This window comes from Arenibacter arenosicollis (assembly GCF_014397245.1).
Classification (GTDB): Bacteria; Bacteroidota; Bacteroidia; order Flavobacteriales; family Flavobacteriaceae; genus Arenibacter; species Arenibacter arenosicollis.
The window spans coordinates 91,592-113,612 of record NZ_JACLHY010000007.1; the positions used below are offsets into that span (position 1 = coordinate 91,592).

The 22,021-nt window shown below is 37.7% G+C and carries 26 protein-coding genes; 15 read left to right on the forward strand and 11 right to left on the reverse strand.

Features of this window, described 5'->3' with window-relative positions:
* The first annotated feature begins 231 nt into the window (after positions 1-231).
* The 3 genes from H4O18_RS09135 to H4O18_RS09145 all read left to right on the forward strand — a co-directional run bounded on the left by H4O18_RS09135 (position 232) and on the right by H4O18_RS09145 (position 2,096).
* Positions 232-834, forward strand: coding sequence for a phosphatase PAP2 family protein (locus H4O18_RS09135; protein ID WP_187583740.1), 603 nt, complete (start codon positions 232-234; stop codon positions 832-834).
* Positions 807-1,064, forward strand: coding sequence for a hypothetical protein (locus tag H4O18_RS09140; protein ID WP_187583742.1), 258 nt, complete (start codon positions 807-809; stop codon positions 1,062-1,064). Before H4O18_RS09135 ends, H4O18_RS09140 begins: the two co-directional genes overlap by 28 nt.
* Before the next feature lie 84 nt (positions 1,065-1,148).
* Positions 1,149-2,096: a hypothetical protein gene (locus H4O18_RS09145; protein ID WP_187583743.1), complete on the forward strand. Its 948-nt coding sequence runs from the start codon at positions 1,149-1,151 to the stop codon at positions 2,094-2,096.
* A 189-nt stretch (positions 2,097-2,285) separates the two neighbouring features.
* Here H4O18_RS09145 and H4O18_RS09150 read toward each other — a convergent pair whose 3' ends face one another.
* The 3 genes from H4O18_RS09150 to H4O18_RS09160 all read right to left on the reverse strand — a co-directional run bounded on the left by H4O18_RS09150 (position 2,286) and on the right by H4O18_RS09160 (position 3,900).
* Positions 2,286-3,089 (reverse strand): TerC family protein, encoded by an 804-nt coding sequence (locus H4O18_RS09150; protein WP_187583745.1) that lies wholly within the window; start codon positions 3,087-3,089, stop codon positions 2,286-2,288.
* 2 nt (positions 3,090-3,091) lie between these two features.
* The gene (locus H4O18_RS09155; RefSeq protein ID WP_246474156.1) at positions 3,092-3,460 is read right to left on the reverse strand and encodes a DNA topoisomerase IV; all 369 of its coding nucleotides are present in this window, start codon (positions 3,458-3,460) and stop codon (positions 3,092-3,094) included.
* Positions 3,461-3,528: 68 nt separating this feature from the next.
* Positions 3,529-3,900: a helix-turn-helix transcriptional regulator gene (locus tag H4O18_RS09160; protein WP_343065437.1), complete on the reverse strand. Its 372-nt coding sequence runs from the start codon at positions 3,898-3,900 to the stop codon at positions 3,529-3,531.
* A 303-nt stretch (positions 3,901-4,203) separates the two neighbouring features.
* On the opposite strand from H4O18_RS09160, the gene H4O18_RS09165 reads away from it, so the two are divergent.
* The 3 genes from H4O18_RS09165 (at position 4,204) to H4O18_RS09175 (ending at position 6,544) form a co-directional block, all read left to right on the forward strand.
* On the forward strand, positions 4,204-5,304 hold the full coding sequence (locus tag H4O18_RS09165; RefSeq protein ID WP_187583749.1) for a M14 family metallopeptidase: 1,101 nt from the start codon (positions 4,204-4,206) through the stop codon (positions 5,302-5,304).
* A 112-nt stretch (positions 5,305-5,416) separates the two neighbouring features.
* A complete protein-coding gene (locus H4O18_RS09170) occupies positions 5,417-5,896 on the forward strand; it encodes an Lrp/AsnC family transcriptional regulator (RefSeq protein WP_187583751.1) in 480 nt (159 codons plus the stop codon).
* 126 nt (positions 5,897-6,022) lie between these two features.
* Positions 6,023-6,544, forward strand: a complete 522-nt coding sequence (locus H4O18_RS09175) for a DinB family protein (RefSeq protein ID WP_187583753.1) — start codon at positions 6,023-6,025, stop codon at positions 6,542-6,544.
* Here the strand turns inward: H4O18_RS09175 and H4O18_RS09180 are convergent.
* Positions 6,541-6,867 (reverse strand): hypothetical protein, encoded by a 327-nt coding sequence (locus H4O18_RS09180; RefSeq protein ID WP_187583755.1) that lies wholly within the window; start codon positions 6,865-6,867, stop codon positions 6,541-6,543. The genes H4O18_RS09175 and H4O18_RS09180 overlap by 4 nt on opposite strands.
* Positions 6,868-6,986: 119 nt before the next feature.
* Positions 6,987-8,048: a 3-dehydroquinate synthase gene (gene aroB, locus H4O18_RS09185; RefSeq protein ID WP_187583757.1), complete on the reverse strand. Its 1,062-nt coding sequence runs from the start codon at positions 8,046-8,048 to the stop codon at positions 6,987-6,989.
* 92 nt (positions 8,049-8,140) lie between these two features.
* Here aroB and H4O18_RS09190 point away from each other — a divergent pair, with 92 nt between their 5' ends.
* Complete coding sequence (locus H4O18_RS09190) at positions 8,141-9,307, forward strand: proline dehydrogenase family protein (protein ID WP_187583759.1); 1,167 nt, start codon at positions 8,141-8,143, stop codon at positions 9,305-9,307.
* Here the strand turns inward: H4O18_RS09190 and H4O18_RS09195 are convergent.
* The 6 genes from H4O18_RS09195 to porX all read right to left on the reverse strand — a co-directional run bounded on the left by H4O18_RS09195 (position 9,304) and on the right by porX (position 14,047).
* Entirely contained in the window at positions 9,304-9,684 is a 381-nt protein-coding gene (locus tag H4O18_RS09195) for a DUF4258 domain-containing protein (protein ID WP_187583761.1), read from the reverse strand. The genes H4O18_RS09190 and H4O18_RS09195 overlap by 4 nt on opposite strands.
* A gap of 3 nt (positions 9,685-9,687) precedes the next feature.
* Positions 9,688-10,887: an alanine dehydrogenase gene (locus H4O18_RS09200; protein ID WP_187583763.1), complete on the reverse strand. Its 1,200-nt coding sequence runs from the start codon at positions 10,885-10,887 to the stop codon at positions 9,688-9,690.
* Positions 10,888-10,944: 57 nt separating this feature from the next.
* Positions 10,945-11,502, reverse strand: a complete 558-nt coding sequence (locus H4O18_RS09205; protein ID WP_187583765.1) for a hypothetical protein — start codon at positions 11,500-11,502, stop codon at positions 10,945-10,947.
* A gap of 92 nt (positions 11,503-11,594) precedes the next feature.
* Positions 11,595-11,783, reverse strand: a complete 189-nt coding sequence (locus tag H4O18_RS09210) for a hypothetical protein (RefSeq protein WP_187583767.1) — start codon at positions 11,781-11,783, stop codon at positions 11,595-11,597.
* A gap of 224 nt (positions 11,784-12,007) precedes the next feature.
* On the reverse strand, positions 12,008-12,418 hold the full coding sequence (gene tsaE, locus H4O18_RS09215; protein ID WP_187583776.1) for a tRNA (adenosine(37)-N6)-threonylcarbamoyltransferase complex ATPase subunit type 1 TsaE: 411 nt from the start codon (positions 12,416-12,418) through the stop codon (positions 12,008-12,010).
* An 84-nt stretch (positions 12,419-12,502) separates the two neighbouring features.
* Complete coding sequence (gene porX / locus H4O18_RS09220) at positions 12,503-14,047, reverse strand: T9SS response regulator signal transducer PorX (protein ID WP_187583779.1); 1,545 nt, start codon at positions 14,045-14,047, stop codon at positions 12,503-12,505.
* Between the two features lie 38 nt (positions 14,048-14,085).
* On the opposite strand from porX, the gene H4O18_RS09225 reads away from it, so the two are divergent.
* The 8 genes from H4O18_RS09225 to fabG all read left to right on the forward strand — a co-directional run bounded on the left by H4O18_RS09225 (position 14,086) and on the right by fabG (position 21,992).
* Positions 14,086-15,315 (forward strand): HD domain-containing protein, encoded by a 1,230-nt coding sequence (locus H4O18_RS09225; RefSeq protein ID WP_187583781.1) that lies wholly within the window; start codon positions 14,086-14,088, stop codon positions 15,313-15,315.
* Positions 15,316-15,338: 23 nt separating this feature from the next.
* Entirely contained in the window at positions 15,339-16,355 is a 1,017-nt protein-coding gene (lpxD, locus tag H4O18_RS09230; RefSeq protein WP_187583783.1) for a UDP-3-O-(3-hydroxymyristoyl)glucosamine N-acyltransferase, read from the forward strand.
* 2 nt (positions 16,356-16,357) lie between these two features.
* A complete protein-coding gene (locus tag H4O18_RS09235) occupies positions 16,358-17,758 on the forward strand; it encodes a bifunctional UDP-3-O-[3-hydroxymyristoyl] N-acetylglucosamine deacetylase/3-hydroxyacyl-ACP dehydratase (protein ID WP_187583785.1) in 1,401 nt (466 codons plus the stop codon).
* A 3-nt stretch (positions 17,759-17,761) separates the two neighbouring features.
* Positions 17,762-18,547 carry an acyl-ACP--UDP-N-acetylglucosamine O-acyltransferase gene (gene lpxA, locus H4O18_RS09240; RefSeq protein ID WP_187583787.1) on the forward strand — a complete coding sequence of 262 codons (786 nt, stop codon included), beginning with the start codon at positions 17,762-17,764 and terminating at the stop codon, positions 18,545-18,547.
* Positions 18,548-18,553: 6 nt separating this feature from the next.
* Positions 18,554-19,120: an elongation factor P gene (gene efp / locus H4O18_RS09245; protein WP_103441360.1), complete on the forward strand. Its 567-nt coding sequence runs from the start codon at positions 18,554-18,556 to the stop codon at positions 19,118-19,120.
* 52 nt (positions 19,121-19,172) lie between these two features.
* Entirely contained in the window at positions 19,173-20,120 is a 948-nt protein-coding gene (locus H4O18_RS09250) for a UDP-3-O-(3-hydroxymyristoyl)glucosamine N-acyltransferase (protein WP_187583789.1), read from the forward strand.
* A 57-nt stretch (positions 20,121-20,177) separates the two neighbouring features.
* The gene (sucD, locus tag H4O18_RS09255; RefSeq protein ID WP_187583791.1) at positions 20,178-21,050 is read left to right on the forward strand and encodes a succinate--CoA ligase subunit alpha; all 873 of its coding nucleotides are present in this window, start codon (positions 20,178-20,180) and stop codon (positions 21,048-21,050) included.
* Positions 21,051-21,242: 192 nt separating this feature from the next.
* Entirely contained in the window at positions 21,243-21,992 is a 750-nt protein-coding gene (fabG, locus tag H4O18_RS09260; protein WP_187583793.1) for a 3-oxoacyl-[acyl-carrier-protein] reductase, read from the forward strand.
* Positions 21,993-22,021: the final 29 nt, after the last annotated feature.

Below are 22,021 nucleotides of genomic sequence, written 5' to 3' on the forward strand. Positions count from 1 at the left end.
TTCACCTTTTAAATCCATTACAGGATATAAAATATCGTACCTTAGGAATAATAGAAGCTTTTTTAATCCAATTTATAATTATCAGGTTGAACCTTGTTCTATAAGCTACCAATATCAATTTTACTGGCTTCCTCCATGGTTGTAGCCGCACAACCCCAGAGAGAGGAGGAACAACACTACATAATCTCAGTAGACCTTACCTACAGCTTTAAAAAGCCTAAATTTTTAGATATGATACGGTATATCCCAAAAGATATCGCCCAATTTGGTCAGTTTACCGTACAAAGGGAAAACATATTATGGACAAGTCTTGCCATCGCCTCTACCGGAGCTTTGATTCCCCTTGATCAACATATAACAGATTTCAGTATTGATTTAGGGGAGCCCACAGGCTGGAACCAAGACCATTCTTACAATAAATTATTTGGTGTATTTAGAGTTATTCCCAATGACATCAACTCAGCCGTTTATTACGTGGGCAATGGAGGAACAACACTTTTATTAAGCGGCGGTTTTTATGTGTTTGGAAAATTTTCCAATAACTACAGGGCTTTTAATACGGCAAATGAATTGGTGGAAGTGTTATTATCTGTTGGAGTGATTACCCAAACCATAAAAAGGATAACCGGAAGACAAAGCCCCATTAGAGCAATGGAAACCGGCCACCCAGGGGGCCATTGGACCCCTTTTCCCAGTTTTAAAGCGTACCAGACCAACACCCCCAATTATGACGCCATGCCTTCCGGACATGTCGCTACCTTTATGGCAACCATAACCGTTATAGCAACCAACTATCCGGAAATAAGATGGACAAACCAGTTGGCTATTCCTTAATGGGAATTATGGCATTTGAAATGATAAGCAGTAAGATACATTGGGTATCAGATTATTCCTTGGCCATTTTAATAGGCTATGCCATTGGAAAAAATGCGGCCAAAAGACGAATCATCAAAAGAAATAAAGCTGACGCCATAGGGGAAATATACCAGTCAAACATTCAAACCGATTTCAACTTCAACATGAATTCTCAGTTTACCACAATAGGAATTACTTTTAATTTTTGAAAAATTATCCAAGCAACTAAGTTTTGCCATAGCAATGTTTAATTTTTCCTTTTGTTATGACCTTATAAAGACTAATTTTGACATATGATAAAAAACTACCTGCCCATTATTCTTTTATGCATTTCCAATATTCTGGGACTATCCTCCCCAGCAAGTATGCTTGCCCAAGAAATAAAGGTTTTTACTGTACAGGATTTTGATTTAAACGGTCCGGTTAAATCTTGTTTGGTAGCTACCGATTACGGAAAGGAAGAGTACGACTTCAATGAAGAGGGATTCTTGACCAAAGCAGTTACCCGTTATAACGACACAGATTATGACATAACGCAGTACAAACTGAATGGAAGCCAGTTATTGGAAAAGCGGGTCGAGAATTACAGGGATGGAATTTTTGTAAAAAACACTTCAATTGCCAATTTCTATGAATTGGATACCACCGAAGGCAAAAAGATTACAGAGAAAATTATTTCATATAATAAAGAATTCCTAGATCAATATGAATACTTTTTTGGTGAGGATGGAAGAATCTCTACTATAAAACGCATCAATGACAGTGGAATAGATGAAACTGCCATAAAATATGAAGCCTACAAAGGGGAATTTACCGAGACGTATTACTTGAACGATATTATTTTTAAATCCATACGGACCTCAAAAGTAAAGGGGAAAGATAATGCTGTTCAAAAATTAATCCTAACCAAGGAATTTCTAGAGGGCCAACCTCAGATAGCACTGGAACAAACCTACAATAGCAACAATAAGTTGGTGTCCGAAAAAAAGTTTACCTATAATTTGGATCAAAAAACATTTGTACCAACCGCAAGTTCCAACTACACCTACAACAACCAAGGAATGCTAACCTCTTTAAAAAACACAAATGGTAAATCTGTAAAAGTCCAAGAGTACATTTATCAATATGATAGCCATGAATCGGGCAATTGGATCAAGCAAATTATTACCCCGGACAACACCTATAAGACCAGAAAAATTAAATACTACCAAACAGAACCTTCAAAAGAAGATAAGTCATAATCCGTTGAACAAAAAGGCCTTTTAGCTCTTCAATCAAGACAATAACAACTCTACCTTACACTTCCTTTGTAATTAAACTATAACTTTAATTATAGCGTGCTAAAATGAAGTATAACAAATATTTGTGTTTTAATTTCAATAATAAATATATTAAAAAGAAACCAAGCAATCCACAAATCCAGGGACTTGCTATTCCTTTGAAACAGAAGGCTTATTCCTGTTCATCCTTATGTTCAAAAATTCCACGAATAGCGAAAACGCTATAGCAAAATAAAGATAACCTTTAGGAATAGCACCAACTTCATTGCCAAAGAATTTAGCATGACTTAAATGCGCAGCTTCCATTATAAGCATAAACCCAATAAGGATCAAAAAAGAAAGCGCCAACACCTGCATGGAAGGATGTTTGCTAATAAACAACCGTATTGGATTGGCAAAAACCATCATAATGATGATGGAAATCACTACAGCAATAATCATAAGTAACAACGCATCTCCAGGTTTGTTCCCTATACCATTGGTCATACCAACCGCCGTAAGAATGGAATCTATGGAAAAGATAAAATCAATTAGAATAATCTGAACAATTGCATTAGAAAAGCTTGTAACTCCCTTGGCCTTGACCTGACTTTCATCATGGTCCGGCATTTCAATTTTTTCATGAATTTCCGAGGTACTCTTGTACAACAAAAAGAGTCCTCCAAAAAACAATATCAAAGCTTGCCCACTTACACCCAAATAGACCCATGAAGCTTCCACATAGAAAAACGGGTTTTTAAGCCCAATTAAGAAAGAAACAGCAAATAGCAGTATTATCCTTTGCAACATCGCTAAAAGCAGCCCTAAATTCGTTGCTTTGGCCTGCAGTTTTTTGGGCAGTTTATTGGCGATAATGGAGATGAAAATAATATTATCTATCCCGAGGACAATCTCCAAAAAAGTTAGCGTAAGTAACGCGACCCAGGCATCCGGAGTCGATAAGATCTCAAACATAGCTATTCAATTTTAATTGCTATTCCCCTAGATTTCTTAGTACTACCAACAACGTTATATTCAAATGTATAGGAATTATTGGTTGTGGACAAAATCTTCATGTGGATAGATTTCTCCTCAGCCATGCTCTTTGGATGGAGCTTTTTAACTATATACTCACAATCATTTATCCATCTAACCGAGGAGGTGTCAACCTTTCCCTGGAAATAATCCAATTCAATAGTATCGTTCCTAACGAAGGTAGTGGTGAGATTTTCTCCAGAAATTTCCGCCGTAAAGGAGAATTTTCCATTTTTAAAATCGGTGCAATTTCTTTCGGGCCGATAACAGGAACACACTCCAAACAAGAGCACGGCCAAGCCGATGGTCATATTTTTAATCATACCGCAAAATAAAGAAATTTGAAGCTGAAATCATTCAAAAAATTAATAATTCAAGCTCATATTTCAGAATAAGCTTTAAAGCTTCCGTCGGAATAAAATATTATAATTTTATCTATGGTTTTGGCCTGGGAGGGAGGGTCTTCCAAAACCTCACTCTTCACAACTTTAGCTATCGGAGTTTCAGCAGGAGGAGCAGTCTTAGCTTTCTTGGAAAAAACGCCTTCGCCATACAACAGCCAATACAGATCAACATCTGGAAATGCAGCAACAACCTTAAGCACGAATTCCAAACTTGGCTTATTCCTACCGGCCAAGAGATGGGATATACCGGATCGCTGAACACCAATAGTATCCGCAAAAACCGATGCGGAAATATCATGGAATCCCATAATTTGATCTAACCTCTTTATAAATTCCGAAGTGTTCACTGTTGTAATTATTTAATAACAAAAGTAATCATTCCATATCCATATTTCTATGTCAAAATACACAAATCAATTATTAATTATTAATTTATAACTTTAATCAAGTCCTATTATATAATTGATATATAGAATAATATTACCCTACTATAGTCGGACCAAATTTTTTATCCTTAACAACAAAATCCATTCACACAATCAAACACACTGTCCAGTAGTATTGTTTACATTTATAAACATTCTAATTTACATCTGTAAATTATTTTGAACTTACCTTTGCAAGGTTTAAACAAAACCAGGGTACTACGCATGCAGTTAAATTATGATGAAATAAAAGAGGGATCAGTAAAAGGAAGGTACGTTACAAATAATGACATTGATCCATTTATAAACTCAATCTCCAAATATTATAAGGTCCAAATCGAGGGTACTTCAGTAGAAGGTCGGGCCATAAAAAGCATTACAATAGGTGAAGGGGAACTTAAAATTTTGATGTGGTCCCAAATGCACGGCAATGAATCCACCACTACCAAAGCGGTCATGGATTTAATGAACTTTCTACAGTCCAATACAAATCGGTCAAAGTCGATACTTAACAATTGTACCATTAAAATTGTCCCCATATTAAATCCGGATGGCGCCAAGGCCTATACCAGGGTCAATGCCAATGGCGTGGATTTAAATCGGGATGCCCAGGAACGGACCCAACCTGAGAGCATTGTATTAAAAAAGGTATACGAGGATTTTAAACCGGATTATTGTTTCAATTTACATGACCAACGCACTATTTTCAATGTAGGAAACACTTCCAAACCTGCTACTGTTTCTTTTTTGGCCCCAGCTCATGACCCGGAAAGAAGTATATCCAAAACCAGAGGGATCAGTATGCAGATAATTGTTGCCATGAACGAGGAATTACAAAAGTTTATTCCTGGCCAGGTGGGAAGATACGACGATGGATTTAACAGTAATTGTGTGGGAGACACTTTTCAAATGTTGAATATTCCCACCATATTATTCGAATCAGGTCATTTTCCCGGGGACTATGACCGTGAAAGTACAAGGAAGTATATTTTTTTCGCAATGCTTAAGGCTATCGAAATAATTTCCAACAAAACGATCCACCAATACAAATTGGACTCTTACTTTGATATTCCGGACAACAACAAATTATATTATGACATCCTGATTCAGAATGTTCAAATTCTTAATGCCGAACATAAATCAGAAAGTAGTGCTGGTATATTGTTCGTGGAAACACTGGTTGATAATCGTATTGAATTCAAGATGAAACTGGAAGAAATTGGAGATTTGGACGGCAAGTTCGGCCATAAAACATATAATTGTCTTGATCCTAATGACTTAAATGAAATAAAAAATCAACCTGACATAGTTAATCTATTGGATTAAATTGGAATATTTTTTTAAAAAATCTAAAATAGTTACGGTTTTCATAAAAAAATGATAGATTCGTTACATTTAATTCGATAATTTTTTATTTTTGCATTTAAATTAAACACTAATGGGTAAAGTAAAATTAGACGAAATAGACCACCAAATTCTGGACATGTTAATTGACAATACCAGAACACCATTTACCGATATTGCTAAAAAGCTTTTAATTTCTGCGGGAACAGTCCATGTTCGTGTAAAGAAAATGGAAGAAGCTGGCATTATCAAGGGGTCATCACTTACATTGGACTATGTTAAACTTGGGTATGCCTTTATTGCTTACGTAGGCATATTTTTGGAAAAGACTCATCAGACCAAATTTGTATTGGAAAGATTAAATCAGATTCCTAATGTTACCGTGGCTCATATTACAACAGGGAAATTTAATATCTTCTGTAAAATTCGTGCCAGGGATACCAATCACGCCAAAAACATAATTTTTAAAATTGATGATATTGACGGAATTGACAGGACAGAGACCATGATATCTTTGGAGGAGAGCATAAATGACAAAAAACGTCTTATGCACACTATCTTCAATGAAATGTAATTGATCCTTAAAGACAAAAAATGTTAAAGATCCCAAGCAGTTTTTGTTTGGGATTTTTTGTTTTTTGTGCATAAAGAATATCACTCAAGAAAGTGAGAACAGTTATGGTTCCTAAAATATATACCTATGAGAAAATCCAGTTTACCACAGGAAGCCTACAATCAGTTTTATGGGACTTATCTTTCCGTATTGGACGATAGCGAATTAAACGATCTTTTGGCATTGGGAAAAACTAATTTCATCCAGTTTCTTGAAAGTATTCCTGATGAAAAATTGAATAGTTCGTACACCTTGCGCAAATGGACCATTGCAGAGGTAATTCTGCACATTATTGATGCCGAGCGTGTATTTCAATACAGAGCGCTACGCTTTTTGCGAGGGGACAACACCCCCTTGCCCGGTTTTGACCAGGACCACTATGTTAAATACTCCAATGCAAAAACTAGGAGCAAGGAAAGTTTGATTACCGAATTTAACGCGGTAAGGGAAGCGTCCATTATCCTATTCCTTAATTTGGACAATGAAGATCTTAATCGGACTGGGATCGCCAGCAATATAGAATGGACAGTTGCTACACTTGGTTTTGTAATCTGCGGACACCAAAAACACCATCAACAGATAATTGCCAACAGATATCTACAGCCTTAGTCCAGTTGTGATTCTTCCTCTTCTGGGTTGAATTCCATTTCCGGTTCATCTGAAGGGGAAACAAATTCTACCGACTCTGATTGATCCTCCAATTCCTTTTCCATATTATCCTCAAAATTGGAAATAAAATTGGCCAGGCTTTTACTTATTTTCACCAAATAAATACAATTCTGGGTTTTTACCTCCACAGCCTCTATAATCTCGCCATGGATATTTTTGAACATTATAATATCTTCATCACCATAGCCATCAGGATACATCTCAATTAAGCTAGAAGCCACTTCATGACTTAGTTTTTTGTAATCTACAAGTTTCCGTAACATAGTTTGGTTTTTTACCCTGATTAAAATCAGGAGGATTAGTTATATCACCTAAACTATAGAAAATTGAGTATCAATCTGTTAAAGAGTTGTAAAAAGGATGTTTTTAGTATGTGTAACTGTTATTCCGCGTAGTAAGCAAAAGCTTGTTCCAGTAATTCTGGGGCCACTTTTATGTCTATTGCCGGTTCTCCGATACTTTTCAACAAAACAAAATTGATATTGCCATGTGAATTTTTCTTGTCAAATTTCAATAAGCCAAGGATAGTATCTATATCCTTTTGTCCAAAAGATATTTTTTTGTACCTCCCTAGAAAGGTTGCCTTGATATCTTCCAGCGCATTTTTACTCAGACCGGTTAATTTAAATGAAAGATACCCCTCCAAAATCATTCCAATGGCAATAGCCTCACCATGTAAAAGCAGATCGTGCTCTTCACTTTCCAAAAAATAAGATTCTACCGCATGACCAAGGGTATGTCCATAATTTAATATTTTTCTAAGATGCTGCTCGGTGGGATCTTGTTGCACAACTTCATTTTTAATGGACACCGAGGTTAGGATGTACTCATCCAAATTATCGAAACTCGTATTACCTTTTAGTGTTTCCCAGTAACTGGCATTACTAATAAGACCATGTTTAAGCATTTCTGCGTAACCACTATTCAATTGCCGTTGATCCAAGGTATTCAAATAGTCGGTATCCACCACCACTATTTGTGGTTGGTTAATAACCCCGACCTGATTCTTTAAGGGACCTAGATCAACACCCGTTTTCCCCCCAACAGAGGCATCAACCATGGACAATAGGGTAGTGGGTACGTTAATAAAATCTATACCTCTTTTAAAACAGGATGCCACAAAGCCCCCAAGGTCTGTAACCACACCACCTCCAAGGTTGATCATAGCACTTTTTCGGTCCGCATCCAATTCTGACAGAACCTCCCAAACCTGAGTGCAGGTAGTTATATTTTTATTAATCTCACCTTCTTCTATTTCAATAATCTCAAAATCGTATTCACCTTCAATTTTCGACATAAAAATAGGCAGACAGCAATTGTGGGTATTTTCATCTACCAAAACAAATATTTTGGAATAATTGGCTTTGGCCAAATGCTTGTTTAGGGCCACATAAGCCTTTTCGTTAAAATGCACGGCGTAAGTAGGTGTAGTAATAGAATTCATTATTGATCAATTTATGGCAAAATAAACACTATTTTATATGATTAGAATATAAAATCTGTACTTATATTTGAATCCTTAATAAATTCATATAAATGAAGGATATTTTTGAGGATACCGCAACAGCATTTGCACTTAAAACCGACTCAGAATTAGAAAGGGCGTATTTTTTATTCAAATTAATCGCAAACGAACCTCTCGTTAAAATTGGTACTGCCGTAACCAACTTTGCGATAAAAGCCCATTTACCTGTAGAAAAACTTATTAGGGCCAGTGTTTTTGATCATTTCTGCGGAGGGGTCAACGAGGAAGAATGTATGGTGGTCGCCGACAAAATGTTCGAAAAAGGAGTAAGCACCATATTGGATTATTCGGTTGAAGGGCAAGAGGTTGAGAATCAATTGGACTCCTGCTATGAAAAGGCCCTGAAAACCCTGGATTTTGTAAAGGAGAATCCCGCAATACCCTTCATTGTATTTAAACCTACGGGATTTGGAAGATTCAAACTTTACCAGAAGATTGGGGAAGGTAAAATCCTGACCAATGACGAAAAAGCGGAGTGGCAACGCGTAGTGAACAGATATGACAAAGTCTGCAAAAAGGCACATGACCTGGAAGTGTCTATTTTGATCGATGCGGAAGAAAGTTGGATGCAGGGACCTGCGGATGATTTGGCCGAAGAAATGATGAGGAAATACAATCAAAAGAAAGCCATTGTCTTTAATACCTTACAAACATATAGATGGGACCGACTTGACTATCTAAAAAGACTCCATAAAGATGCTGTGAAAAACAATTATTTCATTGGACTAAAAGTGGTGCGTGGCGCCTATATGGAAAAAGAAAATGATAGGGCTGAGGAAATAGGCTATCCATCACCAATTTGTCCGTCAAAAAAAGCTACCGATGACAATTTTGACAATGTTGTTGCCTATATGGTAGATAATTTGGACACTATTTCACTTTTTGCCGGAACACATAACGAATTGAGCAGCTACCGTTTAATGGAACAGATGGAAGCTAAGAATATTATGCACAACGACCCTCGGATTTGGTTTGGGCAACTTTACGGCATGAGTGACCATATCTCTTTCAATTTGGCAAAAGAAGCTTATAATGTGGCTAAATACCTGCCATTTGGACCTGTCAAGGATGTTATGCCTTATTTAATAAGGAGGGCAGAGGAGAACACTTCAGTTGCTGGCCAGACCAGCAGGGAGCTTACCCTCTTGAAAAAAGAAAGAAAGAGAAGGAAGATCTAATAGGAGATACTCTCTATTACGGCCTTCTCCAAACAATTTTTTACTTTTAAAGTGGCTTCCTTATCTTTCACCAGTCCTTCAATAAAATAAGTTTTACAGGGACCCGCCTTGGTTTCACTATTTCCGAAGTCAACTTCTCCGTTGTTCAAAAAATTGTTAATATCGGTAGTGTCCAATTCTTTTTTCATCAAAAGTGCGTTTATGCCTTCGGCATATGTAATTTGCTTGGATCTAATATCCTTGAGCGTCCTACAATTGGGAAAATAACAGAATTCCGTTCCGGTTTCCTCCGATTTTTTCTTCAAAAAAATAGTTAAAAAAACCAAGCCAATAGATAATCCAAAAAGAAAGAAGCCCAAACGCTTTAAAAATGCCATAAATTAAAAAATAAGAAAATTAATATCGCTGTAGGAAAGGTCGAACCACTCCCCAACGGATTTATTGGTCAAAATACCGTGGTAAAGATAGAGTCCGTTACGTAGACCCTTATCAAATCGCAACGCATTTTCAAATCCCCCGTCTTCTCCAATTTTTAATAAATAAGGGGTAAAAATATTGCTTATGGAAATAGAGGCTGTTTTTGGGTATCTGGAAGGAATATTGGGCACCCCATAGTGGAGTACTCCATTCTTAATCTTAATAGGTTTGTCATGGGTAGTGATCTCACTGGATTCAAAACATCCGCCCATATCAATACTAACATCAATAATTACCGCCCCTTTTTTCATTTGCTCCACCATGGTATTGGATACCACCACAGGGGAACGGTCCTTGCCTCTAGTAGCCCCAATGGCCACATCGCAACGTTTTAACGCTTTCAATAAATTCTTGGGCTGAATGGTAGACGTGTAAACGGTTTGTCTTAGATTGGTCTGGATGCTCCGTAATTTGGTAATCGAATTATCAAACACCTTTACATTGGCCCCTAGACCGATTGCCGATCTTGCTGCAAACTCCCCAACAGTACCAGCGCCAATTATAACCACCTCTACCGGGGGAACCCCACTAATATTTCCAAACATAAGGCCATTACCTTTATTGGTGGCTGCCATTATCTCGGAAGCAATTAAGACTGAAGAAATTCCTGCTATTTCACTCAACGACCGCACAGCAGGATATTTTCCATCGTCGTCCCTAATATATTCAAAGGCTATAGCTGTAATCCTCTTTTTGGCCAATTCCTCAAAATATTTCTTACTCTGAATTTTGATCTGTAGGGCAGATATGATGGTAGATTGTGGATTTATCATCTGAACCTCCTGTAATGTGGGCGGCTCAACCTTTAAAATTATTGGGCAGGCAAAAACTTTCTTGGTATCCCTCGTAATTTCAGCTCCGGCTTTGGTGTACTCCAAATCTGAATAATTGGCACCATCTCCTGCTCCAGATTCTATTAGAATCCTATGTCCATTGGCCGTTATTGCATTAACTGCGTCCGGGGTAAGGCAAATTCGTTTTTCCTGGTATTGATTTTCCCTTGGAATCCCTATAAAAAGCTCTCCTTTTTGTCTTAGGATTTCTAAAGTTTCTTCTTGAGGCAGTAATTGCTGCTTGCTAAACGGTGAGGAATGTTGACTCATAGGCTGTAAATCTGTCTGATATATTCCGATACATATCGAAACTACCCAAAGTCAAAATTACGATATTTTTTCTTTTGCCATTTCCTCTTTTTGAAGACGCTCCTTTTCCTTAATCTCTTTTTCCTTATATGCTTTCAATTCCCGGTCCATAGCCTCCAGATCAATACCAAGAACATGCTTATCAAATAACTTCAAACGTATTAGATAAACAAAGGGTATGATCACGGTCATTATGGGCAGCAACCAATATATTTCTACTTCATCTATAAACCGATCTTCGTAAATTAAGGAGACTATCTGGAAGGTAAACATGGATATAGGAATCAACAAAACGTGATACCACCAATGTTTACATGTAAAAAACCATAGAACCAAAAGTATTAAAGGCACAAATTTGGCCATAAACAACCACATTACGGTGGTTATACTTAATTGATATTTACTCTCATAAGTAAAAAAGTAAAGGTCCAGAGTACTCCCAGAAGGAAAAAATTTATAGTAATAAAATATTAATGGGGTCAGGGCAATAATAACTGCTACAATACTTCCAATTAAAATACTTCTCGATTTCTTTTTTTTCGAGTTTTGTTCGAGGTTTTGAAACAGTTTAAACATGTTTGTTATAGGGGGTAATTGTTTTACTAGTATTATAACAAAAAAAAAGGGCTTCTAGTATTTAGAAACCCTTCTAATTTTAAAATTATGTTTTAACCATTTTTAGGCACCTTTATCTTGAGTTTATCGATGCCGTTCGCAGGTACTTTTATTTTTAATTTGTCGATATTTTGTTCATACAAGGAATCTTCTTCCGCCGTATTATTTGGTGTACAGGAAAAACTTACTAATGAAATACATGCTGCCAGCGCAAAGCCAAGGAAAATTTTTTTAATGTTCATTGTTTTTAGGTTTTAGGTTCGATAAAGGGTTTAACGTTTAACAAAAATATACAAAAAAACCACATAGTCTGCATTACATCGATCAAATTGAACATTCTAACAGAATAAATAAGCGCTTCATCGATTTTTAAGTTTTTCCTAGCCCGACCAACAGTAATAGCATATTAAAACAACTCCTATGTAATTCAGGGTTTAACGCTTATAAATTTTGTAGAAAGTCTGCACTACAAAATGGTAAGCCTCCTTGTTTTTTCATCCAAAATTTCAATCTTTATTTCAGTTCTCGGTTCTGGAAGTATTCCTTTTATTTTTTCGGGCCATTCCATAAATATCCAAGTATCGGTGCTTAAATAGTCTTCCAGCCCAAGGTCCCATGCTTCCGATTCATCTTCCAATCGGTAAAAATCGAAATGATAGCCAAGGAGCTCTCCGTTATTTCTTTGATACTCGTTTACGATACCAAAAGTAGGGCTGCTGGCAGAACCACTGCCTTCCAATTCTTTAACCAAGGCTTTTATTAGCGTAGTTTTACCTGCGCCCATCTCTCCATAAAAGCAGAGGGTCTTTGAAGGCACATTGGCAATCAACTGCTTTGCAACATTCGGAATTTGCGAAATTGTGTAGGGAATAATCATCTTAAAAATTTAAAATAATCGCAATTTAAATCCTATTCCCGACTTAATAAAATTCAGGATTCATTTATACTAAATCAAATATGATCAACGAGGCTCCAATACGACAAAGGGAATGATCATTTCTTCCATTGACACCCCCCCATGCTGATAGGTATTGCGGTAATAACTAACGTAATGGTTATAGTTATTGGGATATGCGAAAAACAAGTCATTTTTAGCAAAAATATAGGAGCTACTTACATTTATATTGGGCAGGAATATTTTTTTTGGATCCTTTGCTTCCAAAACATCCTTTTGCTCATAGGTAAGGCTCCTTCCTGTTTTATAGCGTAGGTTAAGACTGGTTTCCTTATCGCCGATGACTTTGGAAGGTTGCTTAACGTTTATGGTACCATGATCTGTTGTAATAATCAATTTTAACCCCAGACCTTGTGCCTGCTGAATTATTTCCAATAAAGGTGAATTTTTGAACCAACTCTGTGCCAATGAACGGTAAGCCTTATCGTTGGCGGCCAATTCCTTGACTACCTCCATTTCTGTTTTGGAATGGGATAACATATCCACAAAGTTGTACACTATAACGGTCAGGTCATTATCTTTCTGAGACCTAAAATTTTGTGATAGGTGCTTGCCCTGCTTTAGACTGCTTATTTTATGGTATTCCCACTTTAGATCTAACCCCAATCTCTTGAGCTGTGCCTCTAAAAATTCCGCTTCAAACAGATTCTTGCCACCTTCCTCTGTGTCATTTTTCCACCATTGGGGATATTTTTTCTCCATATCCAACGGCGTAAGGCCAGAAAATATGGCATTCCTTGCATATTGGGTAGCCGTAGGCAAAATACTGAAGTATGGGACTTCCTTACGTTTTCTATAGAAGGAATTTAAAGTATCTTCAAAGGATAACCATTGATCATATCTCAAATTATCTATGACCACCAATAATGTTTTGTTGTCCTTTAATTCAGGTTTAATTAATTGTCCGAAAAGGGTATGGGACATTACAGGACCATCCTTATCCTTAAACCAATCGGGATAATTTTTTTCCACGAATTTACCAAACTGCTGGTTGGCTTCCGTTTTTTGGGACTCTAGGATCTCGAACATTCCGGAATCCTCTATTTCCTCCAATCGCAATTCCCAGTAAATAAGCTTTTTATACAATTCCGCCCATTCCTCATAGCTATTTACCATTGACAATTCCATGGCAATCTTCCTAAATTCCTGCTGATAATTGGCAGTAGTTTTTTCGGAAACCAGTCGGGAATGGTCCAAATTCTTTTTTAACGATAAAAGAATTTGATTAGGGTTAACCGGCTTTATTAAATAATCCGCTATTTTGGAACCTATGGCCTCCTCCATAATCAACTCTTCTTCACTTTTGGTTATCATTACTACCGGAAGCGAATTATTGATCACCTTTATTTCGTTCAATGTTTCCAATCCGGAAATTCCGGGCATATTTTCATCCAAAAAAACAATATCTACATGCGTTTCCTTTAATTCATCCAATGCCTCCCTACCACTTAGACAGGTAATCACCTTATAATTTTTGCCTTCTAAAAATAGAATGTGCGGTTTTAATAAATCTATTTCATCATCTACCCAAAGTATTGTTATCTTGTTCATTTAGTCCTTATATTTGCCTGCGTAAAAGAATTCTGGTTTTGATAAAATCAAATAAGCTCAAAATTTTCAATGATCCAATTTACGGATTTATTGGAATACCCAATGCACTAATCTTTAATCTAATTGCGGAACCCTATTTTCAGCGATTACGGAGAATCTCTCAAATGGGGTTGTCCTATCTGGTGTATCCAGGTGCCCACCATACGCGTTTTCAACATGCGATTGGAAGCATGTACCTAATGCAACAGGCCATTCAGGTATTACGGTTTAAGTCCATCGAAATTACCAAAGAAGAAGAGGATGGGCTTCTATGTGCCATATTATTGCACGACATTGGACACGGTCCTTTTTCCCATGCCATGGAACACAGCATCGTTGAAGGTGTAAACCATGAACACATATCGTTATTGTTCATGGAGGCCTTAAACAAAAAATACAAGGGAAAATTATCCACTGCCATTGCCATTTTTAAGGGTCAATACCCTAAGAAATTTTTAAACCAACTCGTTTCCAGCCAGCTGGACATGGACCGGATGGACTATTTAAAAAGGGATAGTTTCTATACCGGGGTCGCAGAAGGAAATATAAATTCTGAAAGGCTTCTCACAATGTTGAATGTCCTTAACGGAGAACTGGTAATAGAGGAGAAGGGAATATACTCCATTGAGAAATTCTTAATGGCAAGACGCTTTATGTATTGGCAGGTTTATTTACATAAAACCGGTTTGGTGGCGGAACAACTATTGATTAAAATCTTACAAAGAGCCAAGGAATTGTTGGCTACGGGTGAAACAATAGAATTTAACGGCGCCCTTAAGTTTTTTATGGAAAACAAGGTGCCAAAGGAAGCTTTTACCCAGGACAAGTTGGATTTATTTGCCCAATTGGACGATGTAGATATATTAGCTGCCATTAAAAATTGGCAGAATCACTCGGATTTTGTCCTATCCAGACTATGTAGGATGATCATTGAACGTAGGTTGTTATACATTAAACTCAAGAACAAGCCCATAAATGAGGCTAAGTTGAAGAAACACTTTTTAAATTTCAAAAATCAACATCAGTTAACCGATGAAGAAACGGCTTATTTTGTGTTTTCAGGGGAGATACAAAACCAAGCCTATAACTCAAAAAGTCAGAATATAAATATTCTAAGAGGAAACGGCAGAATTACCGATGTTGCCAAGGCGTCCGACCAACAATATTTGAAAACGCTTTCCAAGACCGTTACCAAATATTATATGTGCTATCCGAAAGTTTCCGTTTAACTATTTTTCTTACTTTTGTCCACATGATATTTACAGCAAGCCAAATCGCGGGTATTTTAGAAGGTGACGTGGAAGGGAATCCTGAAATAGCTGTTCATAAATTATCGAAGATCGAGGAAGGTGAAAAGGGTGCACTCACTTTTCTAGCCAATCCAAAATACACTTCATACATTTACACTACTAAAGCGTCCGTAACGATTGTAAACAGGGACTTTATACCGGACCATCATTTGGAAACCACCTTGATCAAGGTGGATGATGCCTACAAATCCTTTTCAAAATTATTGGAATATTACAATCAGGTAAAAAATAACAAAGTAGGAATTGAAGAGCCAGTTTTTAAATCGGAATCCGCTACCTATGGCAAGGACTTTTATTTAGGCGCCTTCTCCTATTTGGGCAATAATGTTAAGATCGGGGATAATGTTAAAATCTATCCCAATGTATATATTGGTGATAATGTTACTATTGCCAACAATGTTGTAATTTTTGCAGGCGCAAAAATTTATTCGGAAACCCTCATTGGCAACAATTGTGTGGTCCATAGCGGAGTTGTTCTAGGCGCAGATGGTTTTGGATTTGCACCCACCGAAAATGGTGAATATATAACGATACCCCAAACGGGTAATGTAATTGTTGAGGACAATGTTGATATTGGGGCAGGCACCACAATTGACAGAGCTACTTTGGGCTCTACCATATTAAGGAAAGGGGTGAAGTTGGACAATCAAATCCAAATAGCCCACAATGTGGAAATTGGGGAACATACCGTAATTGCAGCACAGACTGGGATAGCTGGGTCTACCAAAATTGGAAAGTACTGCAAAATTGGAGGTCAAGTAGGTATTGTTGGACATATAGTAATAGGAGATCGAGTTAAGATACAGGCACAATCCGGTATTGGAAGAAATGTTAAGGATGATGAGGTTTTACAAGGTTCCCCCGCTTTAAATTATGGGGATTACAATAAATCTTATGTACATTTTAAAAATCTACCTAAGATAATTAATAGATTAGAACACATTGAAAAAAAGGATTGACGGTGAGTAATACAACTACAAAACAACGAACAATTGCAAAGGAAATAACACTTAAGGGTGTTGGTTTGCATACAGGGGAAAATGTAACATTGAAATTTGTTCCCGCCCCAGAAAATTTTGGTTATGCTTTTAAGCGCATAGACTTGGAAGGTGAACCCATAATAGAAGCGGACGCCAATTATGTGGTAAATACCCAACGTGGAACCAATTTGGAAAAACGTGGTGTAAAGATTCAGACTTCGGAACATGTTCTTGCCGCTTTGGTAGGCTTGGAGATAGACAATGTTCTAATAGAATTGAACGCTCCGGAACCTCCTATAATGGACGGCTCCTCCAAATTTTTTGTAGAAGCTCTTGAACAGGCAGGTATCGTTGAGCAGAATGCCATGCGAGATGAGTTTATTGTAAAGGATGTTATCTCGTACAAAGACGAGGAAACAGGTAGTGAAATTACAATTATCCCTGCTGACAATTACCAGGTAACGACCATGGTAGATTTTGGAACCAAGGTCCTGGGTACGCAAAATGCCACTTTGGAAAATTTAAGCGATTTTAAATCCGAAATAGCGGACGCCAGAACATTTAGTTTTTTGCATGAACTGGAAATGTTACTTGAAAATGGCTTAATCAAAGGTGGTGATCTAAATAACGCTATTGTTTATGTAGATAAGGAAATATCCGACTCCACCATGAAAAAGCTGGAGAAGGCATTTAATAAGAAGAAACTATCCGTAAAACCCAATGGTATATTGGATAACTTAACGTTGCATCAGCCCAACGAGGCGGCAAGACACAAGTTATTGGATGTTATTGGAGATCTTGCCCTGACCGGCACTAGGATAAGGGGGAAAGTAATTGCCAATAAACCAGGACACTTTGTAAATACACAATTTGCAAAAAAACTGTCCAAGATCATTAAAATGGAAAAGAGAAATCACGTTCCACAATATGATTTGAACAAGCCTCCTTTGATGGATATTCATCAAATCATGGACATGTTACCACACCGACCTCCTTTCTTACTTCTGGATAGGATCTTGGAACTGTCCGATCAACATGTAGTTGGAATGAAGAATGTGACCATGAACGAACCTTTTTTTGTAGGTCACTTCCCAGGAGCTCCCGTAATGCCTGGTGTACTTCAGGTTGAAGCTATGGCACAAACTGGTGGAATATTAGTGCTGAGTACCGTTCCAGATCCAGAAAACTACCTTACACTTTTTATGAAAATAGATAATGTAAAGTTTAAACAAAAAGTGCTTCCCGGCGATACCTTAATATTCCATTGTAGTTTAATAACCCCAATAAGAAGGGGTATATGTCACATGCAGGCCTATGCCTATGCCAATAGCAAATTGGTATGCGAAGCGGAAATGATGGCTCAAATTGTTAAAAAGAAATAAAGGATGAATCAACCACTGGCTTACATTCACCCTGGAGCTAAAATTTCCAAGAATGTTGTAGTAGAGCCTTTTACTACAATTCACAATAATGTAATAATTGGCGATGGTACTTGGATAGGATCCAATGTTACCATTATGGAAGGCGCCCGCATCGGAAAAAATTGTAATATTTTCCCAGGCGCTGTTATTTCCGCGCCTCCCCAAGATTTAAAGTATGATGGGGAAGAAACCACAGTTGTAATAGGCAATAATACCACCATTAGGGAATGTGCCACAATACACAAGGGCACATCGGACAGAATGAAAACTGTCATTGGCGACAATTGTTTAATAATGGCCTACTGCCATATAGCGCATGATTGCCTTGTAGGCAACAACTGCATTTTCTCCAACAACTCCACCTTGGCAGGCCATGTAACCATTGGGGACAATGTAATTCTGGCCGGCTTGGTAGCTGTACATCAATTTGTATCCATAGGAAGACATGCCTTTGTAACAGGAGGTTCTCTGGTAAGGAAAGATGTCCCACCATTCGTTAAGGCCGCAAGGGAACCACTTTCCTATGTAGGAATCAATTCCGTAGGTTTAAGGAGAAGGCATTTTGAGTCTGATAAAATCAGGGAAATACAGAACATTTATAGAATACTATATCAAAAGAATTACAACAATTCCCAAGCCGTTCAAATTATTGAAGCTGAAATGGAGGCAACTCCGGAAAGGGATGAAATTTTACAATTTATAAGAGATTCCCAAAGAGGAATCATGAAAGGTTATTTTAGCACAAATTAAAATTATATGGCATCAACATCAGATATTAGAAAAGGATTGTGCATCAGGTACAACAACGACATTTATAAAATAATAGAATTTCTTCACGTTAAACCAGGAAAAGGTCCGGCTTTTGTAAGGACCAAACTTAAAAGTGTGAGTAGTGGAAAAGTATTGGACAATACATTCTCAGGTGGCTCAAAAATTGAGGATGTACGTGTGGAAACCCGATCTTATCAATTTTTATATGCGGAAGGAGAAACCTACCACTTTATGAATACGGATGACTACAACCAAATTACCCTACAAGAGAGTTCCTTGGATGCGCCAAATTTATTAAAGGAAGGTGAAGTGGTGACCATTCTTTTCAATACAGAAGACAGCATGCCGCTATCCGTGGATATGCCTGCAAGTGTCATTTTGGAAGTGACCTATGCAGAACCAGGAGTTAAGGGGAATACTGCAACCAATGCGACTAAACCTGCGAAGGTGGAAACGGGAGCTACCGTAAATGTCCCTCTTTTCATCAATGAGGGCGATAAAATAAAAATCGATACGGAAAAAGGCGCTTATATGGAGCGTGTTAAAGAATAGTTTAGTTGATACGAGGCTTTTCTGCACATTGGCAATATAGAACCAAACAATTATGAAATTTCCATCTCCTTACACACTTAACCAGATTGCTACCATAATCAACGCTGAATATGTGGGACATGAAGATTTCCCGGTGTTGGGCATGAACGAAATCCATGTTGTGGAAAAGGGTGATATTGTTTTTGTTGATCATCCAAAATATTACGAAAAAGCCCTAAACTGTTCTGCATCAATAGTTTTGATCAACAAAAAGGTTGACTGCCCAGAGGGAAAGGCATTGTTAATTTCTGACGATCCCTTTAGGGACTTTAATATATTGACGCACTTTTTTAAACCATTTTTACGAGCCCACAACAGTATTTCCACTTCGGCCAAAATTGGCAATAACACCGTTATTCAGCCCAATTGTTTTATTGGAAACAATGTGGTTATAGGGGATAACTGTCTAATACATTCCAATGTATCCATATACGACAATTGTATTATTGGAAACAATGTTACCATTCATGCGGGATCAGTGTTGGGATCGGACGCCTTTTATTACAAAAAAAGACCGGAAGGATTTGATAAATTAATTTCTGGTGGAAGGGTAGTAATACAGGATAACGTGGACATAGGTGCCCTTTGTACTTTGGACAGAGGAGTAACAGGGGATACGCTGATCAAAAAGGGTACGAAGTTGGACAACCAAGTACATGTAGGTCACGATACGGTAGTTGGTGAGAAATGCCTAATAGCTTCCCAAACCGGTATCGCCGGTTGCGTAATAATTGAGGATGAGGTTACCCTATGGGGGCAGGTTGGCGTAACAAGTGCTGCTACCATTGGAAAAAAAGCAATAGTAAGTGCACAATCGGGAGTTTCAAAATCCTTGGAAGGGGGAAAAAGTTATTTTGGGAGCCCAGCAGAGGAATTTAGGGAAAAATTAAAACAGTTGGCTTATTTAAAGCAAATCCCTTCAATTTTAGAAAGATTAGAAAATAAATATGCAGAAGAATAGTTTAGAATTCCTTTTCAAAACTTTATTTTTGCAACAATTCAATAAACCAAATATATAATGAGCGTTTTAGTAAATAAAGATTCCAAAATTATTGTTCAAGGGTTTACAGGCAGTGAAGGCACATTTCATGCTGAACAGATGATCGAATATGGCACCAATGTAGTTGGTGGTGTAACTCCGGGTAAAGGCGGACAGGAGCATTTGGGAAGACCTGTGTTCAACACAGTTGAAGAAGCTGTACAAAAAGTTGGGGCCGATACCACTATCATTTTTGTCCCGCCAGCTTTTGCCGCAGACGCAATAATGGAAGCTGCTAGCGCTGGAATAAAAGTAATAATTACGATTACGGAAGGGATTCCTGTTGCAGACATGGTGAAGGTCTATGACTACATAAAACATATGGACTGCAGGTTGGTTGGACCTAACTGTCCAGGAGTAATTACCCCAGGAGAAGCCAAAGTAGGCATTATGCCAGGTTTTGTCTTTAAAAAGGGACATGTAGGAATTGTTTCCAAATCCGGAACTTTAACATATGAAGCGGCCGATCAAGTGGTACGCCAGGGTCTTGGAATTACAACCGCGATAGGAATAGGAGGAGATCCAATTATTGGAACCACCACTAAAGAAGCTGTTGAATTATTGATCAATGACCCAGATACTAATTGTGTGGTCATGATCGGGGAAATAGGTGGCCAATTGGAAGCCGATGCTGCACAATGGTATAAGGCTAGTGGAAGCAAGAAGCCCATTGTTGGTTTTATTGCAGGTGAAACTGCCCCAGCTGGTAGAACGATGGGACACGCAGGTGCAATAGTTGGAGGTAGTGATGATACTGCCCAGGCCAAAAAACGAATAATGAGGGAATGTGGAATACACGTTGTTGATTCGCCTGCAGAAATTGGTTTAAAAGTAAAACAAGTTTTGGGATAACCCCTAATATATAATACCAAATTCCGTTTATACTGTACTACCGATCAACTCGGAATTATTCAGGATAAACGGAATTTTTTTTTGCTTAAAAGCATTAAACTGTTTAAAATTTTTCGCTGCATTTTGTGTAAAAATTTTAATACAGATAAAACATGAACTATATTTGATTATCAACTAAGAAACTAAAGACAGATGAAGTTACTAGAAGGAAAAAATGCAATAATCACTGGAGCAAGTAGAGGTATTGGATCGGGAATAGCCCAAGTTTTTGCCAAGCACGGTGCAAATGTTGCATTTACATATAGTTCCAGCGAAGCACCAGCTTTAGCCTTGGAAAAAGAGTTAAGCGGTTATGGCGTTAAGGCAAAAGCATATAAGAGCAATGCCGCTAGTTTTGAGGATTCCGAGAAATTGGTAGCCCAAGTATTGGAAGATTTTGGGGGCGTAATCGATATTTTAATTAACAATGCCGGTATTACCAAGGATAATCTATTGATGAGGATGGGTGAAGATGATTTTGATTCGGTTATCGAAATCAATTTAAAATCGGTCTTTAATATGACCAAGGCCGTTCAGCGTACTATGCTAAAACAAAGAAAAGGCTCTATTATAAACATGAGCAGTGTAGTAGGGGTGAAGGGTAATGCAGGACAGGCAAATTACGCAGCTTCCAAAGCCGGTATGATTGGATTTACTAAATCCATCGCCTTGGAACTAGGGTCAAGAAATATAAGATGTAATGCCATTGCACCCGGTTTTATTGAAACCGAGATGACGGATAAGTTGGATGAAAAAGTAGTACAAGGTTGGAGAGATGGTATTCCATTAAAAAGAGGTGGTCAGCCAGAAGATGTTGCCAATGCGTGCTTGTTTTTAGCTTCAGACCTTTCCGCCTATATCACAGGACAAGTATTAAATGTAGATGGCGGAATGCTTACCTAAGATTGGTTGATTAGTTGGGGCCTACTAAA